Below are 19,723 nucleotides of genomic sequence, written 5' to 3'. Positions count from 1 at the left end.
CTCTTTGGGTACCTCAACCATTCCCTATGATTAACTAAGTTCGATGTAGCCGCAGATTGAAACCTGCGCGCATAAGGGCGCTAATTCTTAATCCCAGTTGCGGCAATACCACGAATAAACTGACGCTGCCCGGCGAGAAACAGCAACACCACAGGCACGGTAGCAATTACTACAGCCGCCATCAACAGTTGCCAACTACTGGTAAATTGCTCCTGAAACTCTGCCAAAGCCAGCTGCACCGTCCGCAACTCTGGGCGCGTGGTGAATACCAACGGCTTAAATAAATCGTTCCACTCACCAATAAAGGTGAACAGAAACAGTGTCACCAAAGCTGGACGAGACAAGGGAAGCATCACCCGCCACAAAATTTGCAGCCGATTCGCCCCATCCAACGCCGCCGCTTCCTCCAACTCTACTGGAATTGTCTGAAAATACTGCCGCAGCAGGAAAATTCCAAAACCATTCGCTGCTGTGGGCAAAATTAGCGCCCAGTAGGTGTTAATTAGGTGTCCCCACTTCAAAACCAGGAAAATCGGAATCACCAACAGCTGAAACGGAATCACCAGCGTTGCCAGCACAATTAACAAAATTGCCTGTCGTCCCCGGAATTTGAGACGCGCCAAGGCATAACCTGCCAATGCTGAGGTGAAAACCTGAAACGCAGTCACCGCGATCGCTACTAAACTCGAATTTGCAAACGCCAGCGGGAACTTTCCGCGCCGCCAAGCTTCTGTGTAGTTTACAAGGGTAGGGGCAGATGGCAACAAGCTACCGGGCGCGGTGCCAGCTTTATCAAAGGAGGTGAAGAAAACTATGCCCAGCGGCAGAAGTACAATCCCAGCGCCCAATAGTAGTACACCTAAGCTTAGCGGTTGCCAAAACCCAGCCGACCAATTTTTTAGATGTCTTTTAGGCATAAGTACGCATTTAACTCTATGCTTTTAGTAATCAGATCCGCTATTCTTCCAAATGGGGAAGATGTATCAAAGAGTAGTAACGTCTAACATAGACATTTGTTAAGTTATATTTAACCATTTTGTCCCGCACCCTGAATTTCCAGGGTTTACATATCTCGGACAGCTTAGTTACGCACACAGGAGACAAGCAAGAAATGCAGATTGCAGCCAACGCCGCAATTGACTTCCAGAGCGAAACCTACAAGGACGCTTACAGCCGCATCAACGCCATAGTGATTGAAGGCGAACAAGAGGCACATGAAAATTACATCCAACTGGGCGAAATGATCCCAGAGGAGAAGGAGGAGTTAATCCGCCTATCCAAAATGGAGAATCGTCACAAGAAAGGATTTGAAGCTTGCGGCAGGAATCTTTCGGTGACACCAGACATGGACTTTGCCCGCGAGTTCTTTTCCGGATTGCACAAAAATTTCCAAGATGCAGCAGCTCAAGGTCAGATTGTAACCTGCTTGCTGATTCAATCATTGATTATTGAGTGCTTTGCGATCGCGGCATACAACATCTACATTCCTGTGGCTGATGACTTTGCCCGTAAAATAACTGAGGGTGTTGTCAAAGACGAATACTCTCATCTCAACTACGGCGAAGTTTGGCTGAAAAACCATTTTGAGGAATCCAAAGCCGAACTCGAACAAGCGAATCGTCAAAACCTACCTCTGGTTTGGAAAATGCTCAACTCTGTTGAGGATGATGCTAGCGTCCTGGGAATGGAAAAAGAATCGCTGGTTGAAGACTTCATGATTCAATACGGTGAAGCCCTAAGCAATATTGGCTTTACCACCCGCGACATTATGCGCCTCTCAGCTTACGGTTTAACCGGGGCATAATAGAAAAAGGTCGGTGAGGATACTCAAGTCAAAACCAAAACCATCATCTTTTCACCTAAATTCGTCCTCAGTCGTGCCGATCAGTCAATGAGTATTCTGATCGGCAATTTTGCGTAACCTTTTTAAGGTTTATCTTTGGTTCTCTGTCCCATCCACACTTTTTTGCCTGAAACGCAGGTTTAAATAAAACAGTCCATGTTTGGTCTAATCGGTCACCTTACCAATTTGCAACACGCCCAATCTGTCGCTAGAGAGCTAGGCTATCCAGAATACGCCGATCAAGGGCTGGATTTCTGGTGTAGCGCTCCGCCTCAAATCGTCGATCACATCACCGTCACCAGCATTACTGGGCAAAAAATCGAAGGTCGGTATGTGGAATCTTGCTTTGTGCCAGAAATGCTTGCCACTGGCAGAGGGAAGACGGCGGTGCGGAAAGTTCTCAATGCTATGGCTCATGCTCAAAAGCATGGTATCAACATTAGCGCTTTGGGCGGCTTTTCCTCAATTATTTTTGAAGAATTTAACCTGCACGAAAGCAAGCAGGTTCGCAACATCAAGCTAGAGTTCGAGCGCTTTACGACAGGCAACACCCATACGGCATACATTATTTGCCGCCAAGTGGAACAGGTATCGAAAAAGCTGGGAATCGAACTGAATAAGGCGACTGTTGCAGTTTGTGGAGCTACTGGCGATATTGGCAGTGCTGTATGTCGCTGGCTAGATGCGCGGACGGATGTGGCGGAGTTGTTGCTGATTGCCCGGAAGCAAGAGCGATTGCAAGCTTTGCAGGCGGAATTGGGCAGGGGCAAAATTATGGACTTGGAAGAAGCTCTACCCCAAGCTGACATTGTGGTTTGGGTTGCCAGTATGCCTAAAGGTGTCGAAATTGACCCCACGGTTTTAAAGAAACCATGTTTGCTGATTGATGGTGGCTATCCTAAAAACATGGCAACTAATATTCAGCATCCGGGCGTTTACGTCGTCAATGGTGGAATTGTGGAGCATTCCCTGGATATTGACTGGCGAATTATGAAAATCGTCAACTTGATGGATGTGCCAGGTCGTCAGTTGTTTGCCTGTTTTGCTGAATCGATGCTGCTGGAATTTGAAAAGCGGTATACCAACTTTTCTTGGGGACGGAATCAGATTACTGTGGAAAAAATGGAGCTAATCGGCGAGGCTTCTGTGAAGCACGGATTCCGACCGCTGTTGAGCTATTAACTTTACTCTCGTTCCCAGTCAGAGACTGGGAGTGCAGTTTATAATCCAGCCGATTCCACTGTAAATGCGATGTACCGCAATTTTGTACAACAGGAACTAGAGCGATCGCTCTAGTTTTTTCACGTAAAATTGCCATAGATTTCCCGGCGCTGTTCAACTTTCACTAAAACCAAAAGCGCTAAATCTTCAATTGGCGCTAAAACGGCTATACCATTGCCTTAGTGGTGCAAAATCACTTATTTGCCATCAGTCACTACCTGCGGTAAAATCCCATCCAAATTTTCTGGCAGTTCGCGCAGATTTCTGCGAACAAGAATCGGGTGATCGAGGTTAGGGTAGATTTTTTGCATACTCTTACGAGGTAGGATGTTGAGATAATGTACTTAATGTTATCGAACTCGTTAAGGTGGCAAATCCTGAGCGCAAGCCGTTACTTTTAGATTTTGAAAAGCCTCTCTCTGAGCTGGAGGCACGAATTCACCAGATTCGCGAACTTGCCGAAGATCAGGATGTCGATGTCTCGGAGCAGATTCGGCAGCTGGAGGTGCGAGCGGTGCAACTTCGTGAGGAGATTTTTAGCAGTTTGTCGCCGTCTCAGCGGCTGCAACTGGCTCGTCATCCTCGGCGACCTAGTACATTAGACTACATCCAGGCGATCAGCGATGAATGGATGGAACTACATGGCGATCGCGGTGGTTGTGATGACCCGGCTTTAGTCGGCGGCGTGGCTCGTCTGGGCGGTCGTCCGGTGTTGATGCTCGGTCATCAAAAAGGCAGAGACACAAAGGACAATATCGCCCGTAACTTTGGACAGGCTTCTCCGGGCGGCTACCGCAAGGCAATGCGGTTGATGGAACACGCTAACCGTTTTGGGATGCCGATTTTAACATTTATCGATACTCCCGGTGCTTGGGCGGGTGTGGAAGCTGAGGAATTGGGACAGGGAGAAGCGATCGCTTATAATTTGCGCGAGATGTTCCGCCTAGATGTCCCCATCGTCTGCACCGTTATTGGCGAAGGCGGTTCCGGTGGCGCTTTGGGAATTGGCGTAGGCGATCGCCTGTTAATGTTTGAACACGCAGTTTATACCGTAGCAACACCCGAAGCGTGCGCCGCTATCCTCTGGAGAGATTCCAGCAAAGCTCCCCAAGCCGCAGCCGCACTCAAAATCACCGCTTGGGATTTGAAAAATCTCGGCATTCTCGATACTATTTTGCCAGAGCCGATTGGCGGCGCTCACGCCGATCCTCTTAAAGCAGCCAGTATCCTCAAAGATGCCCTTCTGCAAAATTTGGAAGAACTCACCAATTTGACAGGACAACAACGCCGCGAGTTGCGCTATCAAAAGTTTCGTCGCATTGGGGTTTTTACTGAAATCTCTGCCTAGAGGAGGTTGACAGTATCAGGCATTGTGGCGAGTGCTATAATTAGCGAGTAACGAAATATTACAGTTTTGCTGGCAGCGACCGTTAGCTTTCTTAAAAATTAGCGACAGATGCAATCTTAGCAATTGTAGCTGTCGCTTACAGATGATAGACAACGGCTCGAAAGGCGAAAATGTACGCAATAAGCGCTCCCGTGGGCATTATTGGTAGCATTCCTCAAGGGGAAAGCTAAGCTGAGAATTGATGGCTATTCTTCGTCGAGAAAATGGGAAGATTTGATGACTTCTCCTGTTCGTAAGTCTGCCTTGATTACCGGGGCAAGTAGTGGAATTGGCAAAGCGACGGCTCTGGCGTTTGCTAAAGCGGGGATTAATCTGGCTTTAGTGAGCCGTCAAGAGTCAAAGTTAGAGGCGGTAGCCGAAGCTGCTAGGGAAGCTGGGGTGGAAGCTAAAGCTTATCCCTTGGATCTGGCGGAAGTTGGTCAGGTGAAAGAAAAGATTAGCGCGATCGCTAACTCATTTGGTGCCATTGATATTTTGGTCAACAACGCCGGAATGGGCTACACCAACACAGTTATGGAAACACCCCTAACTGACTGGCAGCAAGTAATTGACCTGAATCTTACCAGCGTATTTCAGTGCATCCAAGGAATTTTACCTCAGATGCGCGATCGCGGGTCTGGGACAATTATTAATGTGACATCAATTGCTGCCCAGCAACCCTTTCCCGGTTGGGGTGCCTATAGCGTCAGCAAAGCTGGCTTAGTTGCTTTGTCTAAAACCCTCGCAGCTGAGGAACGTGCCAAAGGCATTCGCATTGTTACCATAAATCCTGGTGCTGTTAATACCCCGATTTGGGACACAGAAACGGTTCAAGCTGACCTAAACCGTTCAGCCATGTTAACACCAGAAATAGTTGCCCAGTCGATTCTTCACATGACACTGCTACCAGAACAGGCAGTAATTGAAGAACTAACCTTAATGCCCAGTGCTGGCGCTTTATGAGTTTTGAGTTTTGAGTTAGGAATGTGAAGAGTGAAATTTATAATTCAATACTCTCAAATAATTCTTAACTCAATCCTCAAAATTTATAACTCTCAAAACAACTCCAAACCATAACACAGACTTATCATGACTATTGCTTCTTCCAGCGGCTCTAACTTATCCGCCGATTTAGGCTCTAAAATTGCTGCGCCTCGACCTGACCGGAACACACTCAATGGCAAAGAACCGAATTTGCAGCCGCCCTCGGAAGAAATCAATGACGAAATGATGGACGCTGTGCGGACGCTCCTATTGGGAGTAGGCGAAGACCCAGAACGTGAGGGACTCCTGAAAACGCCGAAGCGGGTAGCAGAGGCAATGCGATTCCTAACTGGTGGCTACAATGAATCCTTGGAAGAACTTGTCAATGGAGCCATCTTTGATGAAGGTCACAACGAAATGGTTCTCGTGCGGGATATCAACTTCTTTAGCCTTTGCGAACACCATATGCTGCCATTTATGGGCAGAGCGCACGTCGCCTACGTCCCCAACCAAAAAGTGGTAGGACTTAGTAAGCTGGCTCGGATTGTCGAGATGTATGCGCGGCGTTTACAGGTGCAAGAACGGCTAACGCGGCAGATTGCAGAAGCAGTTCAATTAGTTTTGGAGCCGCAGGGAGTCGCTGTTGTCATGGAAGCTACTCATATGTGCATGGTGATGCGAGGTGTCCAGAAGCCCGGTTCTTGGACTGTCACCAGTGCAATGGTGGGCGTATTTCAGGAGGATCAAAAAACTCGCGAAGAGTTTCTGAACTTGATTCGCCATCAACCAGCCTTCTTTTAGCAAGGTTCTTAGGCGGTAATCCCAACCCCCTTATTTAGGGGGATTGGGGAATCAAAAAAAATTATTTACTGTAGGGACATGGCATTGCCATGTCCCTACAGATTTATAGAACCCAAGCCTTAAAGGGCTATACTACCTGGCTCAAAAACTTCACCTGTTGGTCAAAGTCAAGAGATTTCAGAGAGTTCAACAATTCTGTACCTTCCGACGAGAGCTGATAGTCAGTCGGCAAGCTAACCTGTTGTGCAAGCTGATACAAAAAGCCTAAACGGGAGTTAGTATCCAGAGAGCGATACTGACTTAGGGGGGGAGTACCTACCCCAGGAATCAGCTCCAGCAGTGCCTTGCTAGGATGTGGGTCAAGCACTTCCTCTTCTGCTTGAGTCTTTTGGTCGGAGAAAACATCGCGCAACAATTGCACCTGTTCATCCGGCCGCATTTCCTTAACGTGCTTTAGCATCTCTCCAGCATCTTTTGATGAAGCTATACCGGAAGCGGAAGATGAAAGCGATCCGCTTGCTGCGGTGTAAATGGAGGCGAGTGCAGCCAGCTGGTCATCTACAGGTAAGCGCTTAAAGGCTTTTACAGCTTGGTCGAGTGTATCGGTGTTTGTAAATGTCATAGAGACTTCTAAAAAATTGACGACAGCTTCTTAGTCTCAGGGGCTAAGCAAATATCTTTACTGCGCCCTGAGTAATTCGAGGTTATTTCTGTAAACAAATGTAAACCTTTAATAAAAGGTCAACGCCTATACAAAGGCAGAGGCTTTTTCCAGATATTGATCCGAATAAATCCTTCGGCAGTAGGAGGCGCAATATTAGGTAAAGCTAAGACTATGATTTGTAGCCACACCCACTTTTGGCAAAAAGGTTTTAAAAATCCTGTAGCCTCATAGTTTGGGTGACACAAAAGGTAAGCAAAAAGCCCATTATTGTAACTAAATTATGGGAAGAATGCTTACTTTCAGTGGGTGAATTCTTTCTAATAATTTGTCAAAGTAGGAGAAAACTCTTGTTTAACTCAATGTTATTGGCAGCAATACAATCGACCACTCCCGATACTGCATTATGGCACTGGCAAGGAACGCCAATCATAATTGGTTCTTGTCTCTTGGTTTTATTAATTGCTAGTCGCACTATTCGCTATCCTCAAGTTGGTGCTAAGATGCCTTTGCCTTTCCCGTCTCTTTTCAACAACATTAGTGTGGGAGGCTTTCTGGCTGCGATGAGCTTCGGTCATATGATTGGAGTTACCGCAGTTATTGTGCTATCCAATATGCAAGTTTTAAAGTAACTACCCTCAGCTAATCAGGTTGTGGTTTATCGATTTTAAAGAGGCAATTTACTTTCTTTATAGGACTAATAATATTAGTCTCTGGAAGAAAGCAAAATGCCTCTAAATCAAGCAAAAGTTTGAATTGAGATTGTCAAGCCAATAACCTAAGAGGTTTTAAGATTTTGTAGAGTAGGCAATACCCACCCTACTACTAAACATCAAGACGAGGAAATGTTTATGAGCATCTTTTTTTAGACAACTTTGGCTTTTGTGGCTGTGGGTGCAATTATGCTTCTAATCTCACCTTTGCTTCAGCTTTATTAATCCGGGCTACTTTGCCCAGTCTTAGGGTGACAATGGGGCAGATAAAAGACACGAAGAGATCGTAAGATTACTACTGCCGCTTCCCTTCTAGCTTCTCAAATAGCTGGGCTACTCTGTCTAAATCTTTGTCCCCAGGCGATCGCTCCACGCCGCTAGATAAATCAATACCGGACGGATACACCTGCGTTAAGGCATCCAACACGTTATCGGGTGTTAAGCCACCTGCAAGAAACCAGGGACAGCTAGGCTGGAATTGTTCTAAGGTAGCCCAGTCCAGTGTTTTTCCGGTTCCTCCCAGCATTTGGGGATGATAGGCATCCAGCAGTAGAGTGTCTGCACACTCTCCATAGGCATCTGCCTGAGTTAAATCTTCTGTCGTTTTTATTCTCAACGCTTTGATGATTTCCACGTTAGGCAGAGATTGACGCAGCTTGTGGCAAAATTCCGTTGTTTCTATTCCATGTAACTGTACACCTGTCAAGGCTGCAACGGCGACAGTTTCGCAGATTTCCTCTTGTGTAGCGTTGGCAAAGACACCAATCCGGTCAACTTCGGGGGGCAGTTCTTTCCCGACTGCTCGGATTTGCACGGCACTGACGTAGCGCGGGGACGCCTGTACGCAGATAAATCCCAGAGCGGTTGCTCCCAGATGCGCGATCGCTTGCCCTTGCTCCGGTTTCGTAATCCCACAAATTTTAATTCGCATTGAAATTGTTCTGATTTGTATTAAAAATTAATATAACTGTTAACTCTTAAAACAAATTCTGACTTAGTGCAAAGAGATTTTTATAATCTTTTTTGTTACTAGATTTTAATAAAAGCAGGAGACAGTAATTTGATGACAATACTAGCTGCCCTCCAGTCTACCGTTCCCGCGACACCATCATGGACTCCCACAATAGGGCTGGTGATGATTTTATGCAACTTACTTGCTATTGTCATCGGTCGCTTTGCCATCCAGAAACCCGGTGTGGGGCCTGACTTGCCCTTTGAAAAACCTGCTCTGTTCCGGAATTTCAGTATTCCTGAATTGCTGGCAACCATGAGCTTTGGTCACATAATTGGCGCAGGTGTCATTCTGGGACTGACTAACGCCGGAGCGCTATAAAATAAGGCAACAGGCAAAAGCGTCCAAAATTCTGGTGCGAGGATGAGCGCGATCGCGCTACAGCCTTCCCCGGATCTTGAGGCAAAACAGGCAAAAGGCAAAAATAATTCTTCACTTTTTCCTTTTCAGCCCCTATCCCCTATTAACAATTCAGGAGAAAACAAAAATGGTTGACTTAAGTAGTTTACTTGCCGCAGTGCAGCCTACTGTTCCCCCAACTCCAAGCGGCACTATGGCCGGGTTCATTATCATGGGTATTTTCAATCTTCTTGGCTTGTTCGTCGCCGCCAATGCAGTCCAAAAGAAGGGAGTCGGCCCCAAATTGCCTTTGCAGCTTCCTGGTTTTGGTAAAAACTTTAGCGTTGCTCAATTTCTTGCAGGGATGAGCTTTGGTCATGTGCTGGGGACTGGTGCGATTTTAGGGCTGACCAACATTGGTGTCCTTTAGCACTCTGATTTAACTGCGAGCGAAACGAACAAGTTACTAAGGTGGGTATTGCTCACCTTGGTGATTATGGCGCTCTGAATCGATTCATCCCACAGCTAGAAGCAACGGGATGAATCGTTTGTTATTTGTAATAGCAGGAATCAAAGAGGAAAATTTCGATGCAAGCAAGTTGGCGTATTGGCTCGATATTCGGAATTCCGCTGTTTATAGATTATTCGTGGTTTTTTATTTTAGCTTTGATAACTCTTGCCAATGCCCTAGATTTCTCAACAGTTTTAGGCCCAGTTCTAGGCGGAGGCGCTGGATTATTAATGGCTTTATTGCTGTTTGGTTCCGTCTTGCTACACGAACTGGGCCACAGTTTGGTAGCGCGAAAGCAAGGCATTCAAGTTAACTCAATTACTTTATTTCTATTTGGTGGAATTGCTTCTATCGAGCAGGAATCAAAAACCCCAGGCGAAGCATTTCAAGTTGCGATCGCAGGGCCTGCTGTTAGTTTTGTTCTCTGGTCGTTATTTTACCTCGTGGCTCACACTCTCCCAGTAACGGGTATAGTGCAGGTTATGACATTAAACCTGGCAAAAATAAACCTTATCTTAGCATTATTTAACTTAATTCCCGGACTGCCTTTAGATGGCGGACAAGTTGTGAAAGCTGCGGTATGGAAAGCCACCGGAAACCGCTTTCAAGGCGTGCGTTGGGCAGCTAAATTTGGTTTAGTTTTAGGATGGGGCGCGATCGCATTGGGGATGGCAATTATTGCTTTCAATGATCAGTGGTTCAATGGCTTCTGGATTGGCTTACTCGGCTGGTTTGGCATCCGCAACGCTACGTCCTACGAGCGGATGTCTACCTTACAGGAAACCTTGCTACAGATAATAGCAGCAGATGCTATGCAACAGGAATTCCGAGTTGTGGATGCTAACATGACCTTGCGTCAGTTTGCTGACGGATACATTTTAGAAGCTTCCCACTTCCCCGTTTACTTTGCAGCTTCCGAAGGTCGCTATCGCGGTTTAGTTTCAGTTGACGATTTGCACTTCATTGAACGCAGCCGTTGGGAAACCGAAACCCTACAGAGTATCGTACATCCGCTGACAGAAATTGCCACAGTTGAAGAAAAGACACCCATAGCGGAAGTGATTAACTTTATGGAAGCCAAACAGTTAAATCGAATTACCGTACTTTCACCCGCAGGCGCGGTTGCTGGCGTTATTGACAGAGGTGATATTGTGCGTGCGGTAGCCGCCAAACTAAATCTGGCAATTTCCGATGCAGACATCAAGCGCGTCAAAGCAGAAGCTAGCTATCCGGCGAGTTTACAATTGAATGCGATCGCTAAAGCAGCAACCCTCCAAGACTAACACCATTAACTTCAAGTTACGGCTGAATAACTATCTTTCCTGACTTGTCGATATAACTCAGCTTCCGCTCAAACGTCACTAACACGAAGCAATAACTACCTTACTAGTTTTGTCCATGTAGCCAATCTTTTTTTGTTAATATCTCAGAAAAGTTGAATAATAAGAAGCTAACATACTAACTCTAAACATTAGCTTTAGATGATTTTTTGCTGCTGTATAATCATTAACGAATTATACAAATTTTTGCCAATAATTAATGTATCGCCGCTTTTTGTAAATCCTCAATTACTCCTTCATAATCCCCTATGCCAGCCTTTTCCATTCCCTGTTTATAGAAGTATTCAGCACTCATGTGATTAATAGGTGTTTGTAGTGGTTCATAGATAATTAAAGGTAGTCCAGCCAACACAGTAGCTGTTCCCACAATTACAATTGTGCGGCGTAGGAGATTCATAACTTTACTTTTTTTCTATAACATCTGTACTGGAGTGCGCTAAAATTTCTTGCCACTCTGCATCAGATAAAGGCTGCATCACCATCTCAACACCGAAACAATTACCCGCTGCTACAGTTAGGGCATCCACAACAGTTTGAATCAGCGTATTTCCCTGCTGAGAAAAGGGTAACTTTATCGGTGTCATAACTTCGCCAAACACCTGCTTAAACAACTCAGCATCCGGAGACAAACGCATCGAACCGTGTTGTAAAATAGCATTGCCTCGCCGCAGTTGAGCGCTACCAATCAACTTATAACCATCAACAGTAACTAAATCAGCACCAGTGGCGGTGCCAAAACAATTCGGATTGTGAATGTAGCCACGCCCAGCTGTACCGTAGTGTAAGTCTAAGCCAAGCGATCGCCATCCTTGAATCAAAAACTCACAAATTGCCTCATACGCCTTCAGGCGACTCCCAGCCAACCCTGAAGTAACAACCATATAGGTGAGATCGCCTTGGTGCAACACAGCGCGTCCGCCAGTCGGACGACGCACCAAATCCAACACACCACCTGCATTTAGCTGCTGCCAAGATGCAGGCCATCGAAGTTGGTGATACCCCAGCGAGATTGCCGCTGGAGACCAAGTATAAAAGCGCAAAGCTGGCGGATGCCGTCCCAGCTGGTGTTGCTCCAATAACCATCGGTCGATAGCCATCTGGACGCAACCTGACGCTTGCAGCAAGGGAATCAAACGCCAATAGTTGTCATTAGTCATTAGTCAGTTGTCCATTGAAGTATTCGTAGTAGCTAATTGCCATCTTGTTTTTGAGATTACCAATTAGCTACTAGCTTTTGACTAATGACCACTGACTAATGACTAACTACCATATTCAGCCTGTAAAGGTTCGTCGTTGTTATCTGCAATAGTCGCCACAATGGTAATAGCGCGGGAAATTTCTCCCGGAGAAAGCTCTGCCACAGTGCGAGACGAAAGCACAACAACTTGGTTGTCTACAATACCGAAATGCGATTCAAACGTTTCAGACCAGTTCATTTCCAGTAGTTTCCGCATTAACTGCGCTTCGTTTTTGGCAGGTAGCTTCAGTACATTAGACCAAACTGTAAACGTATCATCATCGGTGATGCCAGTGAGTTGCACAAACACTTCGGCAGTACCGTACTTAAACTTCCAGAGGTATTTATTTTCCTCGCCTTGACTCACCATCGCGGTGTCGTCCTGATCCAAGCTGGAGATGACAGTTTGAATCACATCTACATAATTCACTGCCGTTGCATCCTCGATCTGCTCGTTGGTAATCAGATCCTCTGTTGAAAGTCCTTGAGTGGAAATTTCGGTAGCAGGCTGTTTGGTGGTCATAAAACCTTCTGCTTATGAGTTTTGCGGTTTGCTTAGACCAACTCTATCGTCTAGAGGGACGCTTTGAGGACACCCCAATAGATTAGTTTTTTTTAAGTTTCTGAAATTTGAATGGGCGAGCCTCATACCTCCCCTCCCCATAACTCGTTCCCAGGATGAGCCTGGGAACGCTAGAGAAGGAAGCGATCGCGTCCCCAGGAGACAACCATAGTGCGAGACTATCGTTATACCAGTGGCTTTCTCGCGATCAAATACTTGCTCATAAAGTGAACCTCAGTGGTAATGTCCGTGAACCCAGCCTTATCTAACCTTTCCACCAAATCATCAGTGATGTAGTGCTTGTAATACGGCTCGTGGAACATTTCGTGAAAATTTTCCATCAGTGGCTTCAATTCTGGAGAATCGCTCATCTGAATCGAGTCGCAAATAATAAACACTCCTCCCGGTTGCGTCACCCGGAAGGATTCCTCAATCACCCGCTGACGCGCCGCCGCTGGCAACTCGTGGAACAAGAAAACAGACGTTGTCGCATGGAAATAGTTATCCACATAAGGTAACTCTTCCCCATTCGCCTGTAACAGTTGCGGCAATTCCCCTTGATTTTCCGTCAACAGTTGATTTGCCTTACGCAAGTAAGCAGGCGACAAATCTACACCAAAGAGGGATGCCTTCGGCAGAGCATCGCGAATTAACTTCAAAGTGCGACCCGTTCCGCAAGCCACATCAAGGATGCGAATTTGTTGTGGTGGAGTTGAATCAAAAGCTTTTAGTGCTTGCTTCAACGGAGCGAGAATGCGCCGCCGCATCGGATCTGCTGTGCCACCAAACAAAATTTCCACCTGCAAATCATACAGATTTGCTGACCAATCGCTCAAGTAGCCATCAGTTTGATGATGGAAGTTTTGCAGATAGTAGCTAGGATAACCATCCATCGCAATGTCTGGCGAAAACTCTTGATAACGCTTCTGATTTGCGCGCTGCCAAATTTGCAGCGTATCCAGGCAAAGCACGGGATAGTAGCGGAAAAAATCTGACCAAGGATTATCAAACAGCACACTCTGGGGATATACGCCCCGTTCGGCATCCTGCCAGTCTGCTTCGATAATCTGATTCATCCGTTGTTGAAGTTTGGGTATAACTTCTGGCGGAACAGGTTTACTTTTTATCTCAACACGAGGAGAGATTAGGTTCAGCAGCTGTGTAGTTAAGGCTTTATGAGCTAGACCAAAGTAACTTTTTCCCTGCTGAAAAGTTTGATAGGTCAGCTTGGCGAGATTGTCAGGAATGGGAATTAATTGGTCAATTTTGGAGGTGGACTGCATAGCGATTGAAGATTTGCGCTTTCTAACTTGGGATGAGTATAAAACGATGAGAAGGTTTATTTAGTTTTGTAAAGATACATTTTTTATCGTAGCTCAGTTTTTTCAGTTTCGATCTGTCCTTGGTGAGACAGCAAAAAAAAGCGCCACCCGTCAGAGTGGCGCTTTAGATTTGGTTTTCTCGTTCCCGGTCGGAGACTGGAAACGAGAACGAGAAAATTAGCAATCGTAGTAGAGGGCGAACTCGTAAGGATGAGGACGCAACCGCATTGGGTTAACTTCGTTATCCAGCTTGTAAGAAATCCAGGTATTGATGAAGTCTTCTGTGAACACACCCGGTTCAGTTAAGAAAGCGTGATCGTGTTCTAGTGCTTCGAGTGCTGCATCCAGAGAACCTGGGGTGGAAGGAATTTTGCTCAACTCTTCGGGGCTGAGGTCGTAGATATCAACATCCAGGGAAGGGCCGGGGTCAATTTGGTTCTTGATACCATCTAGACCAGCACAGAGCATCGCAGCAAAAGCCAAATAGGGATTGCTGGTGGCATCCGGACAACGGAACTCTAAGCGCTTCGCCTTGGGATTGGTGCCAGATAGAGGAATCCGGATGGAGGCGGAACGGTTGCCTTGCGAGTAAGCTAAGTTTACGGGTGCTTCAAAGCCGGGGACTAGGCGCTTGTAAGAATTGGTTGTGGGGTTAGTCAACGCCAACAGTGCGGGTGCGTGCTTGAGCAAGCCACCAATGTAATGCAGCGCCATTTGACTCAAACCAGCGTACTTATCGCCTGCAAACAGCGGTTGCCCATCTTTCCAGATAGACTGGTGGGTGTGCATCCCGGAACCGTTATCGTTAAATACTGGCTTCGGCATGAAGGTGACGGTTTTGCCATATTTCCTGGCAACGTTCTTGATCACATACTTATACGTCATCAAAGAGTCAGCTGCCTTGATCAAAGTTTCAAAGCGGAAACCGAGTTCGCACTGACCGCCCGAAGCAACCTCATGGTGATGCTTTTCAATTGGCACGCCGCACTTTGCCATCGTCAGCAGCATTTCCGTCCGCATATCTTGGGAGGTATCGGTCGGGGCAACGGGGAAGTAACCTTCTTTGTAGCGAGGCTTGTAACCGAGGTTGCCACCTTCTTCTTTTTTACCAGAATTCCAACGCCCTTCGATGGAATCTACGTGGTAATAGCCTTCATGCTGGTTTTGGTCAAAGCGAACATCATCAAAAATGAAAAATTCAGCTTCTGGGCCGATGAAGACGGTATCGCCAATTCCGGTAGAAATTAAGTAATCTACTGCTTTCTGGGCAATCGTCCGGGGGTCGCGGCTGTATGGTTCGCCTGTCCGGGGTTCGACAATGCTACAGACTACGCTCAAAGTTGGCTCTGCCATGAACGGGTCGATCCAGGCAGTTGTTGGATCAAGCACCATCGCCATGTCTGATTCGTTGATGGCTTTCCAACCTCGAATACTTGAGCCATCGAAAGGTACGCCTTCGGTGAAGCTGCTTTCATCGATTTGGTTTTGATACACCGACAAATGCTGCCAGATACCCGGCATATCGATGAACTTTAGGTCAATGATCTGGATGTTTTTTTCTTTAACGTAATTTAGGAACTCTTGCGGGTTCTGGAACATTTGGCGGACTCCTTAATTTCTATGCTGGCTCAAATCTGGAAAGCCAAAAAAAACGGTCTAACGATCATCAGGGGTGGTGGATCGCCAAGTCAAGGGGAAAACTTGGATCGAGGGCAAGCAATTTTCCGACAGAAGGCAATGCTTGTACTGAAACATCCTAAAGATAGGTTTCCGGATAATTTGTATCGTAGTATACAAAATTACGAGTGCTGATTTGCCACTAATCTGAAAAAAGTTAAAAATTGTAGCAAAATTTACAAATATCTCTTATGTGCATCATAATTATAATTAATCAGTATCAAAAGCTACTTTTTAGGCGGGGGAAGCGTGGTGTTTAAATTAAATAAGGATTTTGACCAGCAAGAAGCACTACAGTATCAATCAGGAACGCGGGTAGAGCTAAAGCAGCGTCCTGGGGTTGTAGATATTATTGCTGAATATGACCCGATGATGGTGCCGCCAATCTGGTTGGTTAATGATCCTCAACCACGCTATCCAGAAGAGTTGACATTGGTGCCAGCAGCAGGTATGAATGTCAGCTGGTTGAAAGCAGTGGGGAGTCGGAAAGTGCGATCGCAAGCTTCCCAGTCTCCAAACAGCAGCACAAGGTCGCTGGCATATCGCAGTTGCTCTCTTCCAAAAGTTGCCCACTAAGAAAGCACCGCACGCATCAACACTGTGGGATGCTTAATAGATGAGAATATGCTCAGGGAAGTGTTGAGTGTTGTAAACTACAACGTTGGTAGTGGGTAGGCAACAGCACCCTGAGTGATAGAAAATCATCTATAGAGCTTGTTGTTGGGAGAGTAATATCATGCGGGACGCAATCACAAACCTGATTAAGAATTACGATGTTTCGGGTCGTTACCTGGATCGTAATGCCGTCGATTCGCTGAAGTCTTATTTTCAGACAGGTACGGCACGAGTCCAAGCGGCTGCGGCAATCAATGCCAATTCAGCATCGATTGTCAAGCAAGCTGGTTCCCAGCTATTTGAAGAATTGCCGGAGTTGATTCGACCGGGTGGAAATGCTTATACGACTCGCCGTTATGCGGCTTGTCTGCGGGATATGGACTATTATCTGCGCTATGCCAGCTATGCGTTGGTCGCGGGTGATACGAATGTGCTGGATGAGCGAGTGCTACAAGGTCTGCGGGAAACCTACAATTCCTTGGGTGTGCCTATTGGCCCGACTGTGCGCGGTATCCAGATAATGAAGGATATTGTGAAGCAGCAGGTAGCAGCGGCTGGGGTGGAAAATACTGGATTTGTAGATCAGCCGTTTGACCATATGACTCGCGATTTGAGCGAACAGGATGTTTAAGCTAGAAGATTGAAGCTTAGAAGATGGAGGATTGGAGGTTATAACCTGTAACCTTCTAACCTTCCACTTGCTTTTTGGAGCGATCGCACTTTTTCCTTTGTATTGGGGAAAGGCGCGATCGCTTTTTTATGTAGCTTTTTGAACCAAATAAAAGCCTATCTCGATCCTAAACTCTCGACACTTAACGGCACCAAATCCCCATGTGTTGTGTATCCTAACAGCATTGGCTCATGCTGTCGGATAAACTTGCCTGTCAGTACACAGCGTTCTTCCTGCTGCGCTGTGGCGGGAACGCTGGCTCGAATATCAGACCGGGAAAATTTGGGTTTATACTCATCGGATTTTTGCTGCACGTAGTTCCAGAGGATATCTCGAATCAACGCTTGATATCCTTGATGTCCTGCGAGTTCTTTGAGTTCTTCCTTGAGTTCCCTTTCTAGGCGTATGCTGGTGACTTCCATTTCTGTTGTCGAGGTGCGTGGTAAGGTACGCATGATTTTTTCTCCTAAAGATGTGGACATAGTAATACAAGTGTAGTATATTGAAAGTCACATTCAAATTAAAACCTTCAAAAAGCTTTCCTGTGAGACACATACCTACCCGCTCCATGTCAACCTGCCATCCGAACGCCCAAACAAGTTGGGAATCGGCGGCTATTGTCGTGGAGTTTCGATTTATGGGCGATTATGGCTTACAGGGAGATTCCTGCGGGATTGATGAAAAAAATTTGGATGGCAAAAATGGTGGTAGTCTGCGGTTTGCAGAACCACAGATAAATAAACAAAGCGGGAGGTACAGGCAAAAAGTGACTGTACCAATATAGGACGAGAAGACCCAAGAGCAGTTTTCCAGCCCCCGCTTCTAAGAAAAAGAGGCGGGGGTTAATTGTATGAGGAGCCAAGTCGTGACAAGCGCAACTGAGGTGTTAAATAGGTCGGTAGTGGTATTTTCCCAGAATTACTTACCGATGAGCCGGGTGAATATTAAACGAGCGATCGCATTGATGATCAGCGGTAAAGCCGAACCGCTAAATTTTAGCGATGCAGCCGGTTGGCAAGTGCGATCGCCCAGCATAGTTATCGATGTGCCAGAACAAATCCGCTTAACGGTGACTGGCGCAGAGAGAGTCTGGCGGGTTCCCCCGGTAAATCGTAGAGAATTGCTGCGGCGAGATCATCACACCTGTCAATACTGCGGTAACACGAAACAGTTGACGATAGATCACGTCATTCCCTTATCAAAAGGCGGAAAACACACTTGGGATAACGTAGTTATAGCCTGCGAAAAGTGTAACCAACGTAAAGGCGATCGCACTCCCCTACAAGCGGGAATGCCACTTCGCACCCAGCCAAAAGCACCGATGCACCCTGCTGTTGCCTTTGCCGAACAGTTTTGGCGCGAACAGCACACTCACTCTGAGTAAAGGAGATACCAGGCAATGTTGAAATTAACATACACCGAAAATGGATTTTACTTGGAATGTCTGGCTCAATCCTTAGAGGAGTGGGTAACACTACGGGTTGTTTTGGCGCTGCGAGTTGGCACAAGTATCTCCATCGAACCCAGCACTGCTTCGTTTTTGCTCCCCGCTACTTTGCCAGAAGTAGAACAATTAGCAACTCTGGTACAGCGGGAAGGTTCTGAAATCATCGGCGTGTGTGCTTGCGATGCCGATTACATCGAAGTCTGTCTGAATGGAACTTGGATCGAGGGAGATGGGGAGAATGGCGAAGGTGTGTTTGTAGCTGCATTAAGCGATCGCGCTGAATTCTTCCTCTTCAAGCTGTGGCAAGATGCTCAATCCTGTACCTCCTCCTTGAGGTAATCAAATCACTTTTGGGTGGGTCAAAAAACCCACCCTTTTTTAGACATTCTGGAGGTAATAGCTGAATCTAAGATGGAGGACGTAAAATATTTTCTAGCTCGGCTTTAAGAGAAGTATTTTCTTCGCTTAGGAGCAGCAATTCATGGGATATTCGCTGAATTTCTTCATCTTTCAAAGCTAAGTGCTGCTCTAATTCTTCTATGTTCGTTATGCCTCCACCAACTCCCTGTTTTTGAATATTTGGTTTATATTTGCAACTATAAAGCTTTCCATTTGTTCCTAAAACTTTATTTGGAAACGAATCATTAATTCCTTTTAGGATTCGCCGCACCTGTTTTTCATCTATACCTAGTTCTTCTGCAATTAAACGGTGACTTTTTCCTTTTCTCCTAAGTTCTATAACTTTGGCTGTTCTTCTAGGGTCAATTTTTATGCGGTTTAGTGGTGGATTAAAATATTTAATTAATTCTTTTTCAGCTAAGGATAATTGTGATTTCTCACTTATCTCTAACCATGCTAATCTAACTCTATTTAATATCTTGATTTCCCAAAACTTGTTGTGGCTACTCCACCTTTGACGTAGATTATTTGCTTTTCCTATATATTGGACTTTGTTCGATGAATCAATAGCGAAATAGATACTAGAAGTTCGTGGTAATTGAAATTTCATCTCCAACGGAACTGATGGTAGATTCATTAGGTCAATTGTTTGCGGATTAATATTTATCATTTTTGAAAAATTAGCTACAAACAAGGATCTAATTAATGCCCTTAGCTTATCTGAGAATATATAAAAAGAGCAAGCAACCCTAGCGATGTTCGTAATCGCGGTTACACAAACGAAGTCCGGATGGTACGCGGACTTTTGAAACCTGCCTATACAGGTTTTGGGTAGTCCTGCATAGTAATGATAATCAAGCTTTTTGCTCTATAGATAAACTGGCGTTATACTCATGAATAAAATACCAGATAGCTCCTATATGATTGGAGAGTTTTTTAGAGAACGAAAGAGTTTTTCTTACTAAACGCGATATTCTTTGTC

The 19,723-nt window shown here is 45.8% G+C and carries 24 protein-coding genes and 1 pseudogene; 14 read left to right on the top strand and 11 right to left on the bottom strand.

The window, feature by feature from the left end; all coding sequences use genetic code 11:
• Positions 1–80: 80 nt before the first annotated feature.
• A complete protein-coding gene (locus H6F66_RS03695) occupies positions 81–917 on the bottom strand; it encodes a carbohydrate ABC transporter permease (protein WP_190418325.1) in 837 nt (278 codons plus the stop codon).
• Positions 918–1,111: 194 nt separating this feature from the next.
• On the opposite strand from H6F66_RS03695, the gene H6F66_RS03690 reads away from it, so the two are divergent.
• From H6F66_RS03690 to folE, 5 genes are all read left to right on the top strand, one after another.
• On the top strand, positions 1,112–1,804 hold the full coding sequence (locus H6F66_RS03690) for an aldehyde oxygenase (deformylating) (protein ID WP_190418323.1): 693 nt from the start codon (positions 1,112–1,114) through the stop codon (positions 1,802–1,804).
• Positions 1,805–1,999: 195 nt separating this feature from the next.
• On the top strand, positions 2,000–3,025 hold the full coding sequence (locus H6F66_RS03685; RefSeq protein WP_190418321.1) for a long-chain acyl-[acyl-carrier-protein] reductase: 1,026 nt from the start codon (positions 2,000–2,002) through the stop codon (positions 3,023–3,025).
• A 406-nt stretch (positions 3,026–3,431) separates the two neighbouring features.
• Positions 3,432–4,412 (top strand): acetyl-CoA carboxylase carboxyl transferase subunit alpha, encoded by a 981-nt coding sequence (accA, locus tag H6F66_RS03680; protein ID WP_190418319.1) that lies wholly within the window; start codon positions 3,432–3,434, stop codon positions 4,410–4,412.
• Positions 4,413–4,688: 276 nt separating this feature from the next.
• Positions 4,689–5,414: an SDR family oxidoreductase gene (locus H6F66_RS03675; protein WP_190418317.1), complete on the top strand. Its 726-nt coding sequence runs from the start codon at positions 4,689–4,691 to the stop codon at positions 5,412–5,414.
• A 126-nt stretch (positions 5,415–5,540) separates the two neighbouring features.
• Positions 5,541–6,236 carry a GTP cyclohydrolase I FolE gene (gene folE, locus H6F66_RS03670; RefSeq protein ID WP_190418315.1) on the top strand — a complete coding sequence of 232 codons (696 nt, stop codon included), beginning with the start codon at positions 5,541–5,543 and terminating at the stop codon, positions 6,234–6,236.
• 127 nt (positions 6,237–6,363) lie between these two features.
• Here the strand turns inward: folE and H6F66_RS03665 are convergent, their stop codons facing one another.
• Positions 6,364–6,858 carry an orange carotenoid protein N-terminal domain-containing protein gene (locus H6F66_RS03665; protein ID WP_190418313.1) on the bottom strand — a complete coding sequence of 165 codons (495 nt, stop codon included), beginning with the start codon at positions 6,856–6,858 and terminating at the stop codon, positions 6,364–6,366.
• 401 nt (positions 6,859–7,259) lie between these two features.
• Here H6F66_RS03665 and psaK (H6F66_RS03660) point away from each other — a divergent pair, with 401 nt between their 5' ends.
• Entirely contained in the window at positions 7,260–7,529 is a 270-nt protein-coding gene (psaK, locus tag H6F66_RS03660) for a photosystem I reaction center subunit PsaK (RefSeq protein ID WP_190418478.1), read from the top strand.
• Positions 7,530–7,905: 376 nt separating this feature from the next.
• Here psaK (H6F66_RS03660) and H6F66_RS03655 read toward each other — a convergent pair whose 3' ends face one another.
• Positions 7,906–8,541 (bottom strand): phosphoribosylanthranilate isomerase, encoded by a 636-nt coding sequence (locus H6F66_RS03655; RefSeq protein ID WP_190418311.1) that lies wholly within the window; start codon positions 8,539–8,541, stop codon positions 7,906–7,908.
• A 132-nt stretch (positions 8,542–8,673) separates the two neighbouring features.
• On the opposite strand from H6F66_RS03655, the gene psaK (H6F66_RS03650) reads away from it, so the two are divergent.
• The 3 genes from psaK (H6F66_RS03650) to H6F66_RS03640 all read left to right on the top strand — a co-directional run bounded on the left by psaK (H6F66_RS03650) (position 8,674) and on the right by H6F66_RS03640 (position 10,755).
• Positions 8,674–8,943, top strand: coding sequence for a photosystem I reaction center subunit PsaK (gene psaK, locus H6F66_RS03650; protein WP_190418309.1), 270 nt, complete (start codon positions 8,674–8,676; stop codon positions 8,941–8,943).
• 166 nt (positions 8,944–9,109) lie between these two features.
• Complete coding sequence (gene psaK, locus H6F66_RS03645) at positions 9,110–9,391, top strand: photosystem I reaction center subunit PsaK (protein WP_190418307.1); 282 nt, start codon at positions 9,110–9,112, stop codon at positions 9,389–9,391.
• A gap of 158 nt (positions 9,392–9,549) precedes the next feature.
• Positions 9,550–10,755, top strand: coding sequence for a site-2 protease family protein (locus H6F66_RS03640; RefSeq protein ID WP_190418305.1), 1,206 nt, complete (start codon positions 9,550–9,552; stop codon positions 10,753–10,755).
• Between the two features lie 253 nt (positions 10,756–11,008).
• Here the strand turns inward: H6F66_RS03640 and H6F66_RS03635 are convergent, their stop codons facing one another.
• The 5 genes from H6F66_RS03635 to glnA form a co-directional block, all read right to left on the bottom strand.
• On the bottom strand, positions 11,009–11,209 hold the full coding sequence (locus H6F66_RS03635; protein WP_190418303.1) for a hypothetical protein: 201 nt from the start codon (positions 11,207–11,209) through the stop codon (positions 11,009–11,011).
• Positions 11,210–11,213: 4 nt separating this feature from the next.
• A complete protein-coding gene (locus H6F66_RS03630) occupies positions 11,214–11,969 on the bottom strand; it encodes a biotin/lipoate A/B protein ligase family protein (RefSeq protein WP_190418301.1) in 756 nt (251 codons plus the stop codon).
• Between the two features lie 102 nt (positions 11,970–12,071).
• On the bottom strand, positions 12,072–12,572 hold the full coding sequence (locus tag H6F66_RS03625) for a YbjN domain-containing protein (protein ID WP_190418299.1): 501 nt from the start codon (positions 12,570–12,572) through the stop codon (positions 12,072–12,074).
• A gap of 224 nt (positions 12,573–12,796) precedes the next feature.
• A complete protein-coding gene (locus H6F66_RS03620; protein WP_190418476.1) occupies positions 12,797–13,858 on the bottom strand; it encodes a methyltransferase domain-containing protein in 1,062 nt (353 codons plus the stop codon).
• Positions 13,859–14,110: 252 nt separating this feature from the next.
• Positions 14,111–15,532, bottom strand: coding sequence for a type I glutamate--ammonia ligase (gene glnA / locus H6F66_RS03615; protein WP_190418297.1), 1,422 nt, complete (start codon positions 15,530–15,532; stop codon positions 14,111–14,113).
• Positions 15,533–15,862: 330 nt separating this feature from the next.
• Here glnA and H6F66_RS27520 point away from each other — a divergent pair, with 330 nt between their 5' ends.
• Positions 15,863–16,186 carry a hypothetical protein gene (locus tag H6F66_RS27520; protein ID WP_199313293.1) on the top strand — a complete coding sequence of 108 codons (324 nt, stop codon included), beginning with the start codon at positions 15,863–15,865 and terminating at the stop codon, positions 16,184–16,186.
• 160 nt (positions 16,187–16,346) lie between these two features.
• Positions 16,347–16,856, top strand: a complete 510-nt coding sequence (gene apcB / locus H6F66_RS03605) for an allophycocyanin subunit beta (RefSeq protein ID WP_190418295.1) — start codon at positions 16,347–16,349, stop codon at positions 16,854–16,856.
• 155 nt (positions 16,857–17,011) lie between these two features.
• Here apcB and H6F66_RS03600 read toward each other — a convergent pair whose 3' ends face one another.
• Positions 17,012–17,350 (bottom strand): hypothetical protein, encoded by a 339-nt coding sequence (locus H6F66_RS03600; protein ID WP_190418293.1) that lies wholly within the window; start codon positions 17,348–17,350, stop codon positions 17,012–17,014.
• A 113-nt stretch (positions 17,351–17,463) separates the two neighbouring features.
• On the opposite strand from H6F66_RS03600, the gene H6F66_RS03595 reads away from it, so the two are divergent.
• From H6F66_RS03595 to H6F66_RS03585, 3 genes are all read left to right on the top strand, one after another.
• On the top strand, positions 17,464–17,679 hold the full coding sequence (locus H6F66_RS03595) for a hypothetical protein (protein ID WP_190418291.1): 216 nt from the start codon (positions 17,464–17,466) through the stop codon (positions 17,677–17,679).
• Between the two features lie 81 nt (positions 17,680–17,760).
• Positions 17,761–18,279: an HNH endonuclease gene (locus H6F66_RS03590; RefSeq protein ID WP_190418289.1), complete on the top strand. Its 519-nt coding sequence runs from the start codon at positions 17,761–17,763 to the stop codon at positions 18,277–18,279.
• Between the two features lie 15 nt (positions 18,280–18,294).
• Positions 18,295–18,681: an alr0857 family protein gene (locus H6F66_RS03585; protein ID WP_190418287.1), complete on the top strand. Its 387-nt coding sequence runs from the start codon at positions 18,295–18,297 to the stop codon at positions 18,679–18,681.
• A 67-nt stretch (positions 18,682–18,748) separates the two neighbouring features.
• Here H6F66_RS03585 and H6F66_RS03580 read toward each other — a convergent pair whose 3' ends face one another.
• Together H6F66_RS03580 and H6F66_RS29190 are read right to left on the bottom strand one after the other, a co-directional pair.
• On the bottom strand, positions 18,749–19,351 hold the full coding sequence (locus tag H6F66_RS03580; RefSeq protein ID WP_206755769.1) for a GIY-YIG nuclease family protein: 603 nt from the start codon (positions 19,349–19,351) through the stop codon (positions 18,749–18,751).
• A 244-nt stretch (positions 19,352–19,595) separates the two neighbouring features.
• Positions 19,596–19,723, bottom strand: a pseudogene (locus H6F66_RS29190) (IS1 family transposase); the annotation flags it as partial.

Source organism: Trichocoleus sp. FACHB-6 (assembly GCF_014695815.1).
GTDB classification, from domain to species: Bacteria; Cyanobacteriota; Cyanobacteriia; order Cyanobacteriales; family FACHB-T130; genus Funiculus; species Funiculus sociatus.
The sequence above is the reverse complement of the archived record's forward strand: the minus strand, read 5'-3'. Positions and strand labels throughout refer to the sequence as shown.